The following is a 17,941-nucleotide window of genomic DNA, read 5'->3' as shown; positions in this document are numbered from 1 at the left end:
CGTTGCGGCCGCCGGATTGCAGCTGATCCTGTCTCAGGTCGATTTAAGCGCCTATTACGCCCCGTGCTTGTCGTCTGCGTCCGGGGTGTCGATACCAAGATACCGCAGATACTGTACAGCGAGGGAGTCAAACCGACGGTTTTGAAGGATCCATTCACGCCCGTGCACGCCGATCTTCGCGCGCTTAGCGGAAGACATGGCAGCGTATCGCTCGATTTCGGCACGCAGCGCCGCGACATCCTCGGCCGGGACGAACGTGCCGCATTCCGCCTCGTTGATCATTGACGGAAAGCCGGTGTAAGATGCAACAATTGGTTTGCCCGATAGCATGTAATCGATGACTTTGTTCAAGGATTGTCCGAAACGCAGCATCGGCGATTTGTGAACCGCAAAATAAAGCAGATCGACACGGTCGAGGAGTGATTGAACAGCCGCTTTGGGAACTCCGGGCGCAAAGCTCAGATTTGGCAGATCTGCGGTCATTTCCATGAATTTTTTCTTTAGGTACCCTTCCCCGACGATCAAGAAATGAATGTCAGATCGCGCCTTCATTTGACGCGCACATTCAAGCAGGGTCTCAAGCGCATTGTCCGCACCGATTGATCCGGCATGGCACACAAGAAACTTACCCTCTGGCAAATACTGTTCGGCATATCCGGGCTGCAAGGGCTGTGCCGCCTCGAGCAAAGCGGGGTCCACGCCTTGCGGGATGCAAGCAACCGGCACCTGTGACCCGGAAACTTCGACGACATGCTCTTGCAGATTGGGCATCGTGCCGACGATTAGGTCGGCACGCCTGTAGCCGAGACGCTCGACCCAGCCAAGAAAACGAACCGCAGGATGGCGCGGACTCATCCCGCCTGCGACGACAAGGATCATCGGCCAGATATCGCGGATCTCGAACACCAGCTTGCAACCGTAACGCTGCCGCAAGCGCAGCCCGTTGAAGATTGTCAGCAATGACAGGCTGGATACGATGACAACATCTGGGCGAGGCATGTCCCTATCAGGCATCCGCCAAACCTGCCATTCGAAGTCGAACCAACTCAGTATTCGCTTCGGTGACCGCGCCCCTTGATATTGTCGGGTCCGCAACCAGCACACGTCAACGCCATCGACGGTTTCAAACAGTCTGGGCCCATCCAGCCGTGGCGGGGTCGCTAGGTGGTTGGAGTCTGACGTCACCAGCACAGCCCGGTGCCCAAAACGCGCGAATTCTCGCAGGATCAGGAACCCGCGTGCACCGACCTTCGCGTTGCGTGGCGGGACAGCGTATTTCGATAGATACCAGATCGTTTTGGACACACGCCTATTCCTCGTATAGCCGGGGAATACTGTTGATCACAGTCACCACTTCGGTAAAATCCATGCCAATTGCGTCCAGATACCACTTGATATTCGGGTAGCGCGGTTGATTTTCGTCGCGCACGCGCACCAAGGCCTCTTCGCGCGTGAGTTGACCTTCGCGGATTTGATTGCTGCGGAAGGTGTCGTGCTCGGTGAAACCAGCCACTGTGTAATATATGTAGTTGTAGAGCGCCGCCGTACCGTCACCGATGCGCCATGTGGTGCTGGTGTCTGGGGCCTTCTCCCAGTCATACATCGCTAGGGTCTGATCAACGAGCTTCTCTTCCCATGTCCAATAGTCGAAGATGTGGAAATAGTCGCTCTTTTTCATGAAGCTTCGATAGTATTCCCCCGACAGAGTGTCCCAAAGCGAGCTGTTGAAATAGCCCGGGCTTTTCAGCATCGCCTGAAAACGCAGTTTTTGATAGCGCAACTGCTTTCGCGTATCACTGATGTAGACTTTGTCTTCTTCGAAATCCGGTGGGATACCGAGGAAACCGGCCTTGAAATGCGTCACCTCGAGCGGGCTGGTGCCCCACAGGTTGATGTCGATGCCGGTCTGCTTCTTGATTGTCTCGACATGGCGAAAGAAATGCTTGTCGCCGGCTGTGAGGATGCTGACCATCCCCAGGTGCGGGGATTTCAGCCAGGCCTTGAGATTCATCGCAATGTTGTCGCGTTTTTTGGCGATGTCGTCCGCGACGATGATGTTCTCGACGCCGAGTTCGGCGCACATCCGGCTGATGTTTCGGCGCCCCAGATCGGTCACCATGCCCCAGTCATAGGTATAGGTGATCGGCTTCATCTTCAGTTCGTTGACGATCAGGTGCAGCCCATAGCAGCTGTCGCGCCCGCCCGAGAATGGAACAATGCAGTCTGGTCCATGCTCACGGCGATAGGGCTCCACCAGCTTGAATAGCTCTTCCTTTGGCTTCGGCTTGTTCCGCTGCTTGTAGTTATGGCAATAATTGCAAACGCCCTCATCGTCGAAGCGGATGAAGGGCATGGTCTCGGGCAGAATGCAGCGCGTGCACCTCTTCAGTTCCGGCTGAGGGTAGACCAGCAGAGCCTCTTCTGCCGAGTTGAAAACCAGATCAGGGATCAGGTTTTTCGCACGGCTCTTGTGGTCCTCAATCGAGATGTCCTCATGCGAAGGGATGTCCAGGATAACTGTGTCATAGACCTGATCCACATCAGAACAGCCAATCTGGTTCAGGGCGAAAGACTCTGACGCAAACGCCGTCGCGCCGTTCCTTGTTCCAGTGTAAAGGCTGCCATTGTTGGAAAACAGCAGCAGTTTTCCCAAACGAGGGACTGCCAATGCGCACGACACGGTGCCACGACACTCTTCGAGCACTTTTGCACCGATCTCTTCAACGGCACCGCCCGCGTCCAGATGATCGGCAGCAATCGCGGCGATGACTTCGCTATCGACCTGCAGTTCGCGAGTTTTGTTCAGCTTCGACCAAATGGCGCCGTAGTTCACAACGATTCCATTGTGGATCACGATGATTCCGTCGCGGACCACAGGCTGGTTGTCGGCAAGCCCGTTGGTGACCAGACGGCTATGCCCCAATACTAGATGAGTATCGCCAATCGTTATCTTTTTCAGCAACTTGCGGATTTCGAAGTCCGCGCGCTGAACCTCGTAGTTGGCTCCACGCGCGACCACGAGGCCGCTAGAGTCACGCCCACGTTGTTCGGCGTGATGCGCTAGTATCGACAGGGCATCTGGTTTCGTTGCCGCATTCGAAACTATGCCAAATATTCCACACATGCTGTTTATCTTTCTGTTCTATTGGTGGCGCGCTGCTGATGCTGGCGCGCGCGTTAAATGCCCGTGTTGATCGCATCCATTCATGGCACCCGTTTGGTTTTACGCTGGACAAGTAGCGAAACTTGCCACTGGCAACCAACTAGATGCGAAAACCCGTGCCTGCCCCGGCAACATTGGGCGGGTCGTCCAGGGGGGAATGGCGACCCGCCTCTGCAAGTGTATACACACCTCGTCAAGGACGCTCGAGCTCGCGGTAAAGGGCGATCAGTTTCTCTTCCTCCGTCTGCCAGCAGTAGGTTTCCAGGGCCGCTTTCTTGCCATTTCTGCCCATTCTCTCAGCGTCCTCAGGGTTGCGCGCCAAGTAGTCCATCGCTTCCGCGATCTCTTGCGGTTTCAAGGGATCCACGATCATCCCACAATCACAGGACTCGATGATTTCTTGCCAGAGCGGGAAATTGGAGGAAATCACCGGAATCCCCGCCAACATGTATTCAAACATCTTGATCGGCAATGCATCCTTGAAACTGGTGGTAGGGTGTAGCGTGACGAGTCCCGCGATCGAGCGCGACAAGACACCTTTGACCTCCTCGTGATCTATCTGTCCCAAATAGTCGATCTTGTCCCAAGACCTCAAAGAACTGACCTCCTCGAGTACGCCTGGTTCGGTGAATTGCCCCGCCAGAAGCAGCTTGGTGCCAGATTCAGCAAGGTCGACCGCCTGGGAAATCTCCAAGATTCCCCTAGCTTTACTAATTGTGCCAATGTAACAAACGTGATGCTTTTCCATGTTCGGTGTTTCATTTGAAAACGGCGCGCTGATTTTCGGATAGTTCCGTATTTCTTTCACGCACCGAGTGTATTTTTCGAACCGCGCCTTGGTCGAGGGTGCCACGACCACCACGCTGGCAAAGGCTTTCGCTCCACAGAACTCTACCGCGCCTGCGATCCACGCCACGCTTTTTCGCAAAGGAGGAGAAATCCAGTGTTTCGTTAGGATGTCTTTAGTGACGTCTTCATGCGCGTCATAAATGACTTTCTTACCAATTGCCGTAAGCGCAATGCCCACTGGAATTAGCTCAATATCATGGAAATGATAGATTTCGGCATTGACACGTCTCGCATGTTTCCAACAACGCCAGGTCTTGCGAAAAATGCGAGCCAAACGACCCGTTTCTTCAGGCAGAGGGTGCACAGTAACGTTCAACTCGCGCGCCTTGAGAACATCGGTGTGATCCGCTGATATCACCAGATGGGTCTCAAAACCGGCCGCGGCCAACGAAACGCATTCCTTGTGGAAAATCCGACTGTCCAATCCACTATGAGCCGAGGATAGGTGACAAACTCTTGTCATGTGGAGATACCTCTGTTGCTTTGAGGGCGGCGAATTGGCTCGGTCAACCATGCCAGCATCAGTGCTTCGTCCAAGAGTTTTTCGCTATTTGTCAACGCCTCATCCGAAAAAGTGGTGTTGAGTTCGACCTTCTTGATATAGGGTGATAACTTGGTCCTATTTCCATCGATCCGATCCCTCAGACTCTGCCCCAATCCCTGGGCGATCCATGGGGCCGTAACGTCAAACCCTCGCTTTTTTCGATTCAGGCGGATCGCGTCAGGAACTAGCCCCCCGACAATGTCTCGCAAAGCCTTTTTCCCAAAGCCATTTGCGATCTTCATTCTTGTCGGCAACGCCAAGGCGAGATGAACCAGGCGGTAATCCATGAAAGGCAATCGCGACTCGACACTGTTTCCCATTGAGTTTCTGTCTTCGTATCGAAGCAACGGTGGCACGCTCCACTGAAGAACATCGGCGATTTGGCGGTCCTGTAGGCTGATACCTTTGTGCCCCCAAAGATTGGCAGTTTGCGGCGCCCAATCCAGCACTTTGAAACCAGTCTCAGTCTTTGGATTGTAACGATTGAGTGCGTTAAGGTAGGTCTTAGCGTCATTGGCTTCGTGAATTAGCATTCGCGACAACGACCATAGCAACCGAAAGGCTTCGACCGCATCCTTTCTTGCGATCGCGGCGCGTGCCGCGATCAGCCCGAATTTACGATAGCCTGCAAATATCTCGTCGCCGCCTTGCCCGCCGAGAACAACCTTGAAGCCGTCGTCGCGAGCCGCGCGATAAACCGAATTCTGAGCCAAGGCGCTGAGACTCGGGAAAGGTGCCTCTTGGTGTGTTAGGGTGCGTTCCAGCAACGCGTCGATGGATGAGGTGGTCATCTCGGGCCAGACAAATCGCACAGACGTGCCCGTTTTTCTTGCAAATTCTTCAACCACAGGGGCTTCAGATGTTTTGTCAGAAGGGGTGCCGAACGAAAAACCGACCAATTGCTCTGAATGAGACGCGGCAATCGCGGCGATCGCGCTGGAGTCGACCCCACCGCTCAACGACACCGCGACGGGCACATCACTGCGTAATCTAAGTGCAACGGAATCTTTTAGTGTTTCCAAGCAGAGGTCCAGGATATCTTCGTCTGATAGCTGCAACAGTTCCTTTTCAGCTTGTGTGACCTGTTGCTTCAGGTTGTACCACCGCCCAGTTTCCGTCCGAACGCGACCTTCATGAATATTGGCCTTCAGCCAGGTTCCGGCCGCAAGGCAATGAACACCTTCAAAGGGTGTATTCTCGGAATTCGACTCAAATGCCCAATAATACAAACCGAAGGCGCAGTAATCGGAATTGACTTCGGCTCTCAGGTCTTGAGCGACCGCCGCAACAGATGAGGAAAAGATAACCCCGCCTTTGCTATCCATGCCCCAATAAAGCGGTTTAACGCCAAATCTGTCCCGAACGAGCCACATTTCTCCGGTTTTCTTTTGCACAGCGGCGAATGCAAACATCCCATTCAGGCGGTGTAGCGCATCGACTCCCCATTGCGCCCATGCTTTTAGTAACACCTCAGTGTCGCCAGCGCTGGTAAACAACCAACCCATCTGCTTCAGCTCTTCGCGGATCTCGACATAGTTGTAGATTTCCCCATTGTAAGAGATCACCCAGTCGCAATCCGGGTCTGACATCGGTTGGTTTGCGTGCTCAGACACGTCGATGATGCTTAGTCGTGTATGGCACAACTCGATGAATGCACCGTTTGCAGTTAGGCTTTCTATTCCTACCGCATCGGGGCCTCTGGCCTGAATGAACGCAATCGCTGTCTCACATCGTTCTCTATTGTTGCTTTTCGATGCGTGAAAAGTTCCGAGAATACCACACATTCCATTTTGCCCTTAGGTTCGTTCAATTCTTGTTTTCATTTGTTGAGACGCGAGATCTCACGGTGACCTTGAAGTTACTTTTTAGCGTTTGGTATGCGGGATAGGGTTGATAGTTGTTCCAGCCCCCCGGTTCAACCAGACGCCTGGGTTCTCGGTTGTCGCCCTCATGAACTCGCGGGGCGTTCTCAATCACAGGCCGCAATGTGAATGGTCTTGGCAATAGTCTTCGATCCAGTTGCCAATCAAGGTCGACACGATTTCGCATCTGGCTGTTGGTTCGAGCGTGGCTATGCTCGCATGAACCCACAGCCAGGCCTGTTTGTTTGTGGGCCCTTGGCCGGCGTGCAGCAGGATCTTAGGCTCAAGTATCAAGTGCAACACCTGAGGCTCGACGACGAACGAGTAAGATGAAGCCCGTACTCGCATAGAAAAATATGAAGGAAAAAGCTAGCCACGATCCCAGAATATCACCGCTCTTCATACCCACCAAGACTGAGTAAAATCCGAAATAATTCAACGCCCCAGCACTTCTTCCTCGTACCAGACCGACAAAAAACAAGATGATTACGAGAGCTGTGATTGGCACACCCCAGGTTAGCAAGGCCTCCAATAGGATGTTGTGAGGATACAATTCCGGTGGATATTGGTAGTGGCTTTGGAATGCCCCGAAACCACATCCAAAAAAGAAGCAGCGGTTATCATTGAGCAAGAGGTCTATAGCTTGTGAGAAAAGTACGTCTCGAAGCCCATAGTCGGAATTCAGAAAAATTACGAGAAAGCGTTTGTATATCTCGAGATCATCTAGAAAACCGAGATCGGCAAACGTAAAAAAGGTAGCAATCAACAATATCGCTACCAAGCCCAACACAATACCTCGGAGGCCACTGTGAAATGTAATATGGAGGGATGCAACCAACAGAAAAAGTATCTCTCCGCGACCGCCGCCCAATAGAGATATTAATACAAAAACAAAGAATAACACCAGCATAGCAGATTGATGAGCTCGACCAGCCGATGCTTTCAACAGAAAAAGACTGGATAGTGCAGCTATCCCGAAGAAAGAGGAGGTTCCCTGATTATACGTGACTTGGCCGCCCTCTACGTAGATGTCATAGACAAAATAGGGCGGGAAATCGAAAACTATTGCTCCCGTGATCGCAAGAAACGCCAAGATTAATATCGCGAACCAAATCTGATTTATGGCGACTTTGGATCGATTCTCTTCTTCAGCGCTGACAGAGTAGAAGAAGATGCCGAAAAAGATGATTAGGAATGATTGAAAAAAATATGGGATCGAATATGATGAAGATCCCTGCAAGGCGGTGACGATAAGGCCATAGGCAAAAAGAAAGACAATCAATGCAAGCGAAAATAGGTTCGAGGTTCTCGCCTTGCCGCGAAGATGATAGATGGCAAAAAAAACGACCGCTAGTGCAAGCAGTCCGGTTCTTAGGATTGGGAACAGCATTAACGACGCCGCACTGGCTGAAGCTTGCCCAATAGTAGTGGCTGCCAAGAAGGCAGAAACGCCCAGGTGCATATGGCGCTTGATTCTAACCATTTCGAACTACCAGCGTTTCTATTGGCTTGATGATAACACCTGGAGTCACACGTCTTTTCCCTCTGTAACACAGAAAGATGATTTGATTTTGTCACTGCGGTTTCCGCTCATCTTCTCGCCTTCAGAATAACGAGAATGGCGCCGACATAAAGCGCATAGAAAAGTGCTCCGCTAATAGCATAGATTTCAGATATTTGAGCTGGAGCCATGGATATTGCAACAAAAACAGATCCGACGCGGATGGCGAAGCCTACAAATTGAAGGGCCATGGCCAGCTGAAATTTTCCGACTATATACAACACGACAGACATTGGAGATGACGCAAGTTGGAGTATGAACCAAGGCACCATCCATGACATCAAGATCCCTGCACGCGACCAGTCCGCGCCGAAGATGAGTGGGAAAACGAATGGTGACACGATCCCTGTTAGAAACAGCAGTGGGCCGGCCACCTTTATCAGGGCCCACATGGTCTTCAATGTGAACGGCACCAACGTACCCTCGCGCAGCCGATCTGGCGCTTCTGCAATATATACTTGCGCGACCGAACTTCCGACAAGAGCCATCGGCGCCCCCATCACGGTCATGGCCAGGAACAAGAACCCCGCCTCAGAGCCGACCGAATTTGCTGAGATCAACAACAGCGGGACCTGTATGCCACCCACATTGAGCAATGCTTCCGGAACCGAGTATCTTGGATAACTACTGAAGGCGCGCATCTGCTCGCGCATTCGCATCGTCGTTACCTTGCCGATTATGTCGCTGTCGCGCCGAAACAGTCTTTCGATCAGGGCGACGGCCCCCAAGCCACCATAGACCATATGTCCGAACAGCAACCCGAATGATGAGCTCCAGATCACTCCGATCCCTGCCTGCGTTGCGACACCGCCGATGGCTCGGGTTACCCGAGTTCGCGTAATCAGGCCAAAATCGCGTCGCCGTGTGGTCCAGTATTGCAGTGCGTCATAGGCCCCGGCCGCGAATACGCCTGCTGGGATCATCCACAGATAGGGCAAAAGATCAGTCTGCCCCAGCAACTGCACGCTGGCTTCGGGCCAAAAGATCACCGGAATGCACAGGAGCAGTGAAACCACCGTGATAGACGACAGCGCAACAGCAAGAAGCGTCATTGCGTCGTCGTCTCGCTCGGCGATTGGAATGGCCAGATTATACCTCAACGCCGCGACAACGCTGAGAATACCAATTACAGCAACATATACCGCGAGCAGTTCAAACCCTTCAGGGCCATAAAGCCGGGTCAGCAGCGGCAATGCCAGCAGGCTCAGGCCTTGAGCAAACACGGTTGAGCTCGAGAGCAGGGCAACATTGCGAAGGAACGAACCTTTAGGCATCACCGCATTCAACCGAACGATCATCGATTAAGCCTCGGCCAGCTTCATGCAGATATCTGAAATTGCAGCTGACGTCAGATAAGGATGCATTGGCAGGCTCATGACCTCGTCGGCGGCCTTGTCGCCCACCGGCAGCACCGCACTTGCGTCGGCCACGGCGGGCTGGCGGTTCAGGGGCAGCGGGTAGTGCACAGCGGTCGGGATGCCGGCGGCCTTCAGCGCCTCTTGCACGGCGGGGCGGTTCTGGACCCGCACGGTGTATTGCGCCCAGGCGCTGGTGTTGCGCGCGGCGATGCGGGGAGTAACGATCCCGGAATTGCCAAGCGCCGCGCCATAGGCATCGGCCACCTTCTGGCGCGCGGCGATTTCATCGTCGAGGATCGCCAGCTTGGGCAGCAGGATGGCCGCTTGCAGCGTGTCCAGACGCGAGTTCACGCCGACACGGACGTGGTAATAGCGCTTTTCCTGACCGTGGCGGGCAATCTGGCGGATCACCTTGCCCAATTCCGGGTCCGAGGTGAAGATCGCGCCGCCGTCGCCATAGCAGCCCAGCGGTTTCGACGGGAAGAAGCTGGTGCAGGCGATGGTGGAAAGGTTGCAGGACTTGCGGCCCTTGTAGCTGGCACCGAAGCTTTGCGCCGCGTCCTCGATCACCGGCAGGCCGTGCTTTTCGGCGATGGCGTTGATGGCGTCGAAATCGGCGGGCTGGCCGTAAAGCGAGACCGGAATGATCGCCTTGGTGCGCTGGGTGATCGCGGCCTCCAGCAGCGCCGGGTCCATGTTGTAACTGACCGGGTCGACATCGACGTAGACAACCCTGGCCCCCAGCACGACGGCGGCCTCGGCCGTGGCGATGTAGCTGAAACCGGGGGTTATAACCTCATCGCCCGGCCTGACGCCCAAGGCCATCAGCGCGATTTGCAGCGCGTCGGTGCCGTTGGCTACGGTGATGCAATGGGCAGCGCCAGTATAGGTGGCCAGCTTGTCTTCCAACTCGGCCACTTCGGGGCCCAGGATATACTGGCCATGCGCCAGAACCCCGGCAATCCCGGCCTCGATTTCGGTGCGCAGCCGGTCCTGCTGCGCGGCAAGGTCAATGAAAGGGATCATTTCAGTGTTCTCATAAATGAAATCCATTTCCGGTGGCTCACAGCGAAGTTGCCTGTCACGGTTTCATTTTCCGCGACATTTCGAGTTACGACTGCTCCAATAGTGATTTTCGCACCATTTTCGATTGTTATGCCGTTGCTTATGGAGACGTTTGGCCCAACAAAGACACCATCTCCGATGTCCACGCGGCCTGATATTTCAGCGCATGCGGCAATTCTTACGTTGCGGCCAGCTGTGCAGTCGTGCGCGAAATGCACCTGGCAATCTAGTTTGGTACCCTCTCCAAGTTGAGTGAAGCCGCCGAAGGTGGATCTGACGATTGTGCATTTGGCTTGAATGTCAACGTGGTCCGCCAAATAAACCCCACCTGATTGCCGGACGACTTCATAGGGATCTTTGGTCGTGTCCACCTCAAATGCTTCTGTCGAAACAATGCTACCCGGACCTATTGAGCAGTGTTTACCAATAATGCTGCGCTCAAGAATTACGGCATTCGGGTGAACAATTGTGCCTTCGCCGATTTCAACATCTTTCGGAGCCACATAAGCCGTTTCATGGACAATAGCACCAGGGTGAATGCGACTTTCAAAATGGTTCCATTGAAATCCGTCAATAGATGAAAGGTGTGACTGTAATGCAAGTGCCGTTCCAAGTGGATTGTTGCTAATCGCAAGGCCACAATTTTCGGGAACTTTTTCTGATAAGTTCTCGGTGGTGATGATTCCAGTTGTGCCACCGGCAGCAATTGCTTCGTCTATGTGAAACGACTTTGAACAAGGAACGATGCGCTTGTCGAGCCGGGTGAGTACTTTTCCAACGTATGAAAATTCACAATTGCGCCTTACGGTGAGCCCGAACTTTCCATGGACATCCTTCAAGTGGAGGGTTCTGCCGCTAAACATTGTCTATGCCTTCACGAAGGGATGGGTCAGGTCGCCCACCGGTGCGATCGGAGCATTGCGGATGGTCGAGACGGTCTCGATGGCCACGCGGTTGTCCTCGACCCCGAAGCCGCCACCCGACAGGATGTCTTCGTAGATCTTGGTGTGCAGCTCGGTGAAACCGTCCGAGAATTCCAGGTTCTCTCCATCGGCGATCACCGCGCGGAAGGTGCGTTTGCCCTTGGCGCGTTCCTCGGCGGGGACGTCGTTCACATCCAGCGACAGGAACCAGCGGACGCGGGCGCGTTCGTATTCCAGATAGCCGGCCGCCTTGGTCGGCGTGTTCAGGTGGACGATGTTTTCCTGGACCTTGCCGTAGACGAAATGCAGCATGTCGTAGAAATGCACACCGATGTTGGTGGCAATGCCGCCCGACTTCTCGGTCACGCCTTTCCAGCTTTTCAGATACCAGTTCCCGCGCGAGGTGATGTAGGTCAGGTCGACATCGACCTTTTCACCTGTAGGCATCTTGGCCACGCGGTCGCGCAGCGCCAGGATCGCCGGGTGCAGGCGCAGTTGCAGGATGGTGTGGATCTTGCGGCCGGTGTCCGCCTCGATCGCTTTCAGCTCGTCGATCTGTTCGGGGTACAGCACCAGCGGCTTTTCGCAAATCGCATCCGAGCCCGCCCGCAGCGCCCATTGCATATGGGCCGAGTGCAGGAAGTTGGGCGAGGCGATGGACACGTAGTCCAGCCCGCGCCCGGCGCGGCGCTCGGCGTTCACATGGGCGTCGAACAGTTCGAAATCGGTGAAGAACTGCGCTTCGGGGAAGTGGCTGTCGATGATCCCGACCGAGTCGTTCACATCCATCGCTGCGACCAGCTCGTTTCCGGTGTCGCGGATCGCTTTCATGTGCCGGGGGGCGATATAGCCTGCGGCACCGATCAGGGCAAAGTTCTTCATGGTCTCAAGCCTTTACAATGTTTTCCGCCGGAGCGCGATAGACCCCGCGGCTGTCGATGACGACCTGCGCGTTGGCGCGGATCATGTCGTAGTCGAATTTCGCATGGTCGGTGGTTAGCACCACGGCGTCATAGCTGGCGATGGTCTCGGGCGTCAGAGCGACCGAGGACAAGTCGAACTTGTGCTCGCGCATTTTCGGGAACACCGGCACATGCGGATCCGAATAAGCGACCTCGGCCCCGGCGTCGCGCAGCAGTTCCATTACCTCGACCGAGGGGCTTTCCCGCATGTCGTCGACATTCTTCTTGTAGGCAATGCCCAGCACAAGAACCTTGCTGCCCATTAGCGATTTACGGCGTTCGTTCAGAGATCTGACCACTTTGCCAACAACATATTCCGGCATGGCACGGTTGATTTCGCCTGACAACTCAATGAAGCGAGTGTGCAAACCGTATTCGCGTGCTTTCCAGGTCAGATAGAATGGGTCGATTGGAATACAGTGACCACCCAGGCCCGGACCGGGGTAGTAGGCGGTGAAGCCAAAGGGCTTGGTGGCAGCTGCGTCGATCACCTCGAAAATGTCGATGCCCATGCGGTCCGCGACGATCTTCATTTCGTTGACCAGACCGATATTTACGGCGCGATGGATGTTTTCCAGCAACTTGGTCATCTCGGCGGCCTTTGTGGAGGTCACCGGAACGATCCGGTCGATGGCCTGCCCATAAAGCGCTTTGCCAACCTCGAGGCAGGCCGGGGTGTGGCCGCCGACAACTTTGGGAATTGTGTTGGTGGTGAAGTTGGCATTGCCGGGATCTTCGCGCTCCGGCGAGTAAACAAGGAAGATATCTTCGCCGACGGTCAGACCGCCTGAAGACACCCGCGGGAGCAATTCTTCCTCGGTAGTTCCAGGGTACGTTGTGCTTTCTAGTGACACAACCTGGCCTGCGCGAAGATAAGGTACGAAGGATTCAGTGGTTTCAGTTACAAAACTCAGGTCGGGTTCACGATACTTGTTGAGCGGTGTGGGCACGCAAATGATAAGTGCGTCTGCTTCCGAGGTTCGGCTGATGTCTGCGGTGCACTCCATGCCCGCAGCATTGGCCGCCTTGATTGCCGAGGCCGGGATGTGTTCGATATCCGATTGCCCGTTATTGAGCAGATCGACCTTCTTCTGATCTATGTCGAACCCCAGGACTTTGTAGCCCAGCTGGGAAAAGCGCAATGCAAGAGGCTGACCAACGTACCCCATACCGATAATGCCGATAATAGCCTTTCGGCTCGTGAGCTTTTCGATCAGTTCGGCAGCAACTGTATCGTTAGACTTATCCGTCATTTTGATCCTTTCCGGCATTTGGAGCCATATTCACTATCACTGGGACATTTGATAGCGGTTTTCACTTGTGAACCCGTCTGCTTGGTGTTGCGACGATCACGCCAGGATTGAAGTTACCTTTCTCGTCGAATGCAGACTTCAGCCGTGCCATCAGCGCACGTTCAAGTGGATCGCGTAGTTGATCGGCGAGGGCCACCTTGGCGCGCCCCAACCCATGTTCAGCGGCAAAACTACCGCCCATTTCGGTCGCCAGCCAACCCAACCGAAGTGCGAAGGTTTCCTCCAGACCAAAGAAGCCCTTTTCTCCGAGTGGTGGAGACAGGTTGTAGTGAACATTCCCATCGCCAAGATGGCCGAAGGGATTGATCCGAACGCCGTCGAGAATGGTTTGGCACTCCGAAGAAGCGCGTTCGAGAAAATCAGCAAGGAGCTGCGGCGGCACGGACAGGTCGTGCTTGAGTTGGGCGCCCTCACGGCGCTGGCCTTCGGGCTGTTCTTCCCGGATGCGCCAGAATGCGTTGCGCTGCGCCTTTGACATTGCGATCGCACCATCGACGACCAGCCCGATGCTGAAACAGTATTCTAAGATTTCGGAAAAAATGGCTTCGATCGGGACTTGGGGCGATCCGGCGCCGGCCTCGACCAGAATGTAGAAGGGGGACCGTTGCTGCAAAGGAAAGCTCAGGTCCGGGATGTTGATCAAGGCCATGTCCAGACCGACGTCCGAGAAGAACTCTAGCGCGCTCAGGAACTCGCCCGCTTTCGCGCGGCACTGCGCGGCAACTTCGATCGCGGCGGCCATGTCGCGCACCGCCAGAAGACATGTGGTTTCGGCGATCGGGGTGGGAACCAATTTTAAAACCGCCCGCGTGACAACCCCCAGCGTGCCTTCGGCTCCGCAAAAAAGTTTTCTAAGCTGATAGCCGGCATTGTCTTTCTGAACCCGGCGCATGCCTTCCCAGACGGTCCCATCGGGCAAAACAACTTCAAGACCCAGCACCAAGTCCTGCATCATCCCGTGCCGGAATGCGTGGCTGCCCCCGGCGTTGGTGCCGATCAAGCCGCCGATCTGTGCGCTGCCTTCGGCACCGATGTGCAACGGGAACATGAATCCGCTTCCGTCAAGCTGCTCATGCAGATTTGCCAGGACTGCGCCTGCCCCGACCGTGATGGTTCCACCAGCCTTGTCGACTTCACCGATCTTGTCCATGCGAGAAAGCGACAGGATCACGCCGCCCTTGCTTCCCACAACAGCGGCGCCTGCCAGCGAAGTGTTCCCGCCCTGTGGAACGACCGGAACCTCGACAGCGGCACACAGCTTGAGAACTTCGGAAACTTCCGCGATCGACATCGGTCGTGCGACGCCAAGAGGAAGCTCTCCGAACTTGTTCAGCCAGTCTCGGTGCCAAGCGGCGCTGTCCGCGGCGCCAATCCAGCCCTGTCCACCCAGGAGAGAGGCAAGTTTGTCTTCGAGATTCATGGCCAACAAAGGATTACTCGTGCTTCAACCAAATCTGCCGAAACCACCACAATTCCCATGCTCAATCAGCGATCCGTCTCTCAAGGTCTTCGCTTGCTTTTCTGAGCTCCTCGATCTCTTCCCTCAAAGCCTCGTATTCTGCCATCTTCCGCACCAAAAACGCTCGCGTCAGTGCTGCCTTCCGCGCGATACCTTTCGGCGTCAAAACGTAGGCATACCGGCGCTTGTCTTCGGCGGCGGTGAAATTCCCCAACTTCACGAGTCCTTTATCGATTAGGGCATTCAAAACGTAATGGATCCCGCCGACACTGACGCCGACCGCGTCCGCCAGCTCACGCTGAGACATTTCTGGGTTCTCTTGCAGAAGGCGAAGCACGCGAAAATGCGTGTCCTCCTGCAGCTTGGTGCGCTTGCTGGTCATTTTTGGGATCTTCTCAGGCTACCGCACAAGGACTGCCCGGAGGGCGCCTTGTTGGATGCAAAGGAGATGATGAGAATAGTTTCCGCATCGTTCGGATTTGAGCGGTAGCAAATGCTGCGCGTGCGAACAAGAGGGAATTTCAGAATTTCAATAGGTTTTCGTCACTTTGGACGATGAAGAGGCCACCAACCCGCGTATGCAGGCCCAACCAGAGAGGGGCCTCACTCACGCTGAGGGAAACGGCGGGGCTTCAAAAGCGCCACCAACAAATAGCCTAAATATGTGACAAGCTCATAACTGAACGACTTCGCCAGCACAAGGCTGGTGTATCACCGCCGCTGATTGTCGGCACCGAGCGGGGCGTGGCGGCTGCCCCATGAGACTCGGCCCCATGTCGCCCGGAAATAAGTCAATTTGGCAGATGTTCTGGAATCAGACCCCGGGCCGAGCCCATCACCCGAGTTGGCCATCCATTCCCGAGGCCGACGCCGCGTCACTGTTGTCTTCCGCCAGTTGAGCTTGTGCTGTCGCTTCGGTGGCGCTCGGACCATCTTCCCGCTCGGCCTGTTCCACGGCCTCCTCCATGCTGACCGTGTTCAGCACCAATTCGAACTGCTCGAGGATCTCGGACGCATGCCGTGCCACGTATGACCTCACGGCATCATTTTCCATCAGCTTTTTCAGGTAACCCTTTGCGACGACGAGGTTCAGTAGTTCAGACCCGTAGTTTTCCTCAGCATGTTTGTACTTTTCCTGCACCTGACTCATCTCGCGTTCGAGCTTGACGATCTGTTCCAGCGGATCGCCCTTCGGCTGTTCCAGCTGCGGTGGCTTGTAGTCCGTGCGCTGTTCCGACGGCGTGGCCTTCAGGAGGGCGTCCGCATGTGCGGAGGTGATGGTGTTCGCCGCGATCATCAACTCGACCGCCTCAATCTGTCGAGCTGCTTTCATCTTGCGCAGGTGCCGAGTCACATCCGGCGTGAACTGGTGGTCCTGCAGCAGTTCCACCGCCTTGGGGCAGATCCCGTGCAGCAGATTAATCCGGCTGTTGATGGTTGATAGGTTCACATTGAACGCCCGCGCAAGCCGCTCCTTGCTGACGCCTTTGTCAATCGCGCGGCGCAGCATGTAATGCTCCTGCACCGTCGAGAGCCGGTTAATCCGGTGATTGTAGGTGTAGGTCTCAAAATCTTTGGCGATCAGGCAGGGCGCCGTATGCTGACCCAGCTCTTTCAACGCCAGCACCCGCAAGTTTCCATCGAGCAGCAGAAACCCGACCGCCTCAGGGTCCGGCTTGATCACTGACAACGGTTCGATCAGGCCGATTTCTCGGATCGATGACACGATCTGCTTGAACTTGCGCGTGGTCATCACGCCGTCTGGCACCTTTTTCGAGGGCATGAGCTCTTCAAGAGGGATCTGGAAGGTTTCCAGATCAAAACCGAGCGTCAAGTTCAGCGGGGCCTTGGGATAGGGCGCGTCGCTGTCGTCGGTGTCGGCCTGGGGAAAGGCCCCTGGGTAAAGCGGTTTCACGGTGCTAAGGTCATTCATGGGATCATCCTTTTCGGAGTTCAGGCAGTTTCAATGCGGTCGGCAAGGTATTTCGGCAGGCTGTCGAGGCCTTCCGCGCGCAAGAGCGTCACGAAGTGCTCGTCGGCAAAGAGGCGTTTCAGCCCTTGGACCACCAGAAGCAGTTGCTGATGCGCGTGATCGGCTTTCAGCATCAGTTTGTGCTGACGGGCGACCTCGCGCTGGTAGGTCTTGACCAGCGAATGCGCCGAGTTCGGCAGCTTCGGGCGATCGCCTCCGGTTTTGGGGCCCTTTTCGCGGCGCTTTTCGATCAGCCGCTTGGCATCCGTGATTTGGTGCCCTTTCAGCTGGCCGGTCTTGTAGGCCTCTTCCAGCATGTCGCCGAGGTTTTCATCGTCGTGCTTGGCGCGGGCGATCTCCAGCGCGGTGGTCAGCGGGATGGTTCCGTTCTGCACGGCTTCAATCAGGCGCTCCTCCCCCTTTTCCAGCAAAAAGACGATGTCGCGGACGTATTTCTCTGACAAACCCGTGCGGGTAATGATGTCGTCGATGGTGTAATCCCGCGCCAACAGAAGCTCGATGTCGGCCAGGATCTCCAGCGGGCGGTGGCCTCGCCGGGCGATGTTTTCGGCCAGCGACATGATGAAAGCGTCTTCATCCGTCACATTGACCACCAGCGCCGGGATGTGGCTTTCACCCAGAAGGCGGAAAGCGTTCAATCGCCCTTCGCCGCAGACCAACAAATAGGCGGCCGCCCCATCAGCGCCCTCGCGCTCCGTCACCGTGATCGGCTTTTTCAGGCCTATGGAGCGGATGTTTTCGACGATCTCCTCGAAGACCTTCATGTTGCGGTCCCGGGAATTCAGGACCTCAATCCGGTCGATGGGGACGAGCGTGACGCTTTCGGGTGTGTCAGTCATCATGGGTGCGGTTTCCTTCTTCGATGTGGATGTTCATGTTTTGTGCTCTC

At 55.2% G+C, this 17,941-nt stretch carries 14 protein-coding genes; all 14 read right to left on the bottom strand.

Annotated features, from left to right (window positions below; translation table 11 throughout):
- Positions 1–54: 54 nt before the first annotated feature.
- Positions 55–1,305 (bottom strand): glycosyltransferase family 4 protein, encoded by a 1,251-nt coding sequence (locus tag R1W01_RS05940; RefSeq protein ID WP_317275076.1) that lies wholly within the window; start codon positions 1,303–1,305, stop codon positions 55–57.
- 4 nt (positions 1,306–1,309) lie between these two features.
- Entirely contained in the window at positions 1,310–3,124 is a 1,815-nt protein-coding gene (locus tag R1W01_RS05935; RefSeq protein WP_317275075.1) for a glucosamine 6-phosphate synthetase, read from the bottom strand.
- A gap of 232 nt (positions 3,125–3,356) precedes the next feature.
- On the bottom strand, positions 3,357–4,400 hold the full coding sequence (locus R1W01_RS05930; protein ID WP_317275074.1) for a glycosyltransferase family 4 protein: 1,044 nt from the start codon (positions 4,398–4,400) through the stop codon (positions 3,357–3,359).
- A 71-nt stretch (positions 4,401–4,471) separates the two neighbouring features.
- Complete coding sequence (gene asnB / locus R1W01_RS05925) at positions 4,472–6,340, bottom strand: asparagine synthase (glutamine-hydrolyzing) (RefSeq protein ID WP_317275073.1); 1,869 nt, start codon at positions 6,338–6,340, stop codon at positions 4,472–4,474.
- A gap of 361 nt (positions 6,341–6,701) precedes the next feature.
- Positions 6,702–7,901 (bottom strand): hypothetical protein, encoded by a 1,200-nt coding sequence (locus R1W01_RS05920; RefSeq protein ID WP_317275072.1) that lies wholly within the window; start codon positions 7,899–7,901, stop codon positions 6,702–6,704.
- Positions 7,902–8,008: 107 nt separating this feature from the next.
- A complete protein-coding gene (locus R1W01_RS05915; RefSeq protein WP_317275071.1) occupies positions 8,009–9,277 on the bottom strand; it encodes a lipopolysaccharide biosynthesis protein in 1,269 nt (422 codons plus the stop codon).
- A gap of 3 nt (positions 9,278–9,280) precedes the next feature.
- Positions 9,281–10,390 carry a DegT/DnrJ/EryC1/StrS family aminotransferase gene (locus R1W01_RS05910; protein WP_317275070.1) on the bottom strand — a complete coding sequence of 370 codons (1,110 nt, stop codon included), beginning with the start codon at positions 10,388–10,390 and terminating at the stop codon, positions 9,281–9,283.
- Entirely contained in the window at positions 10,360–11,241 is an 882-nt protein-coding gene (locus R1W01_RS05905) for a hypothetical protein (protein ID WP_317275069.1), read from the bottom strand. Before R1W01_RS05905 ends, R1W01_RS05910 begins: the two co-directional genes overlap by 31 nt.
- 27 nt (positions 11,242–11,268) lie before the next feature.
- On the bottom strand, positions 11,269–12,207 hold the full coding sequence (locus R1W01_RS05900; protein WP_317275068.1) for a Gfo/Idh/MocA family oxidoreductase: 939 nt from the start codon (positions 12,205–12,207) through the stop codon (positions 11,269–11,271).
- A 4-nt stretch (positions 12,208–12,211) separates the two neighbouring features.
- The gene (locus R1W01_RS05895; protein WP_317275067.1) at positions 12,212–13,540 is read right to left on the bottom strand and encodes a nucleotide sugar dehydrogenase; all 1,329 of its coding nucleotides are present in this window, start codon (positions 13,538–13,540) and stop codon (positions 12,212–12,214) included.
- A gap of 61 nt (positions 13,541–13,601) precedes the next feature.
- Entirely contained in the window at positions 13,602–15,020 is a 1,419-nt protein-coding gene (locus R1W01_RS05890; protein WP_317275166.1) for an FAD-binding oxidoreductase, read from the bottom strand.
- Positions 15,021–15,081: 61 nt separating this feature from the next.
- Positions 15,082–15,441, bottom strand: a complete 360-nt coding sequence (locus R1W01_RS05885; protein ID WP_317275066.1) for a MarR family EPS-associated transcriptional regulator — start codon at positions 15,439–15,441, stop codon at positions 15,082–15,084.
- A 453-nt stretch (positions 15,442–15,894) separates the two neighbouring features.
- Entirely contained in the window at positions 15,895–16,992 is a 1,098-nt protein-coding gene (locus tag R1W01_RS05880; RefSeq protein WP_317275065.1) for a plasmid partitioning protein RepB C-terminal domain-containing protein, read from the bottom strand.
- Between the two features lie 20 nt (positions 16,993–17,012).
- Positions 17,013–17,891, bottom strand: a complete 879-nt coding sequence (locus R1W01_RS05875; protein ID WP_317275064.1) for a ParB N-terminal domain-containing protein — start codon at positions 17,889–17,891, stop codon at positions 17,013–17,015.
- Between the last annotated feature and the right edge of the window lie 50 nt (positions 17,892–17,941).

It is taken from the genome of Shimia sp. FJ5, from assembly GCF_032918335.1.
GTDB lineage: Bacteria > Pseudomonadota > Alphaproteobacteria > Rhodobacterales > Rhodobacteraceae > Shimia > Shimia aestuarii_A.
This window is presented reverse-complemented; position numbering and strand designations above follow the sequence as displayed.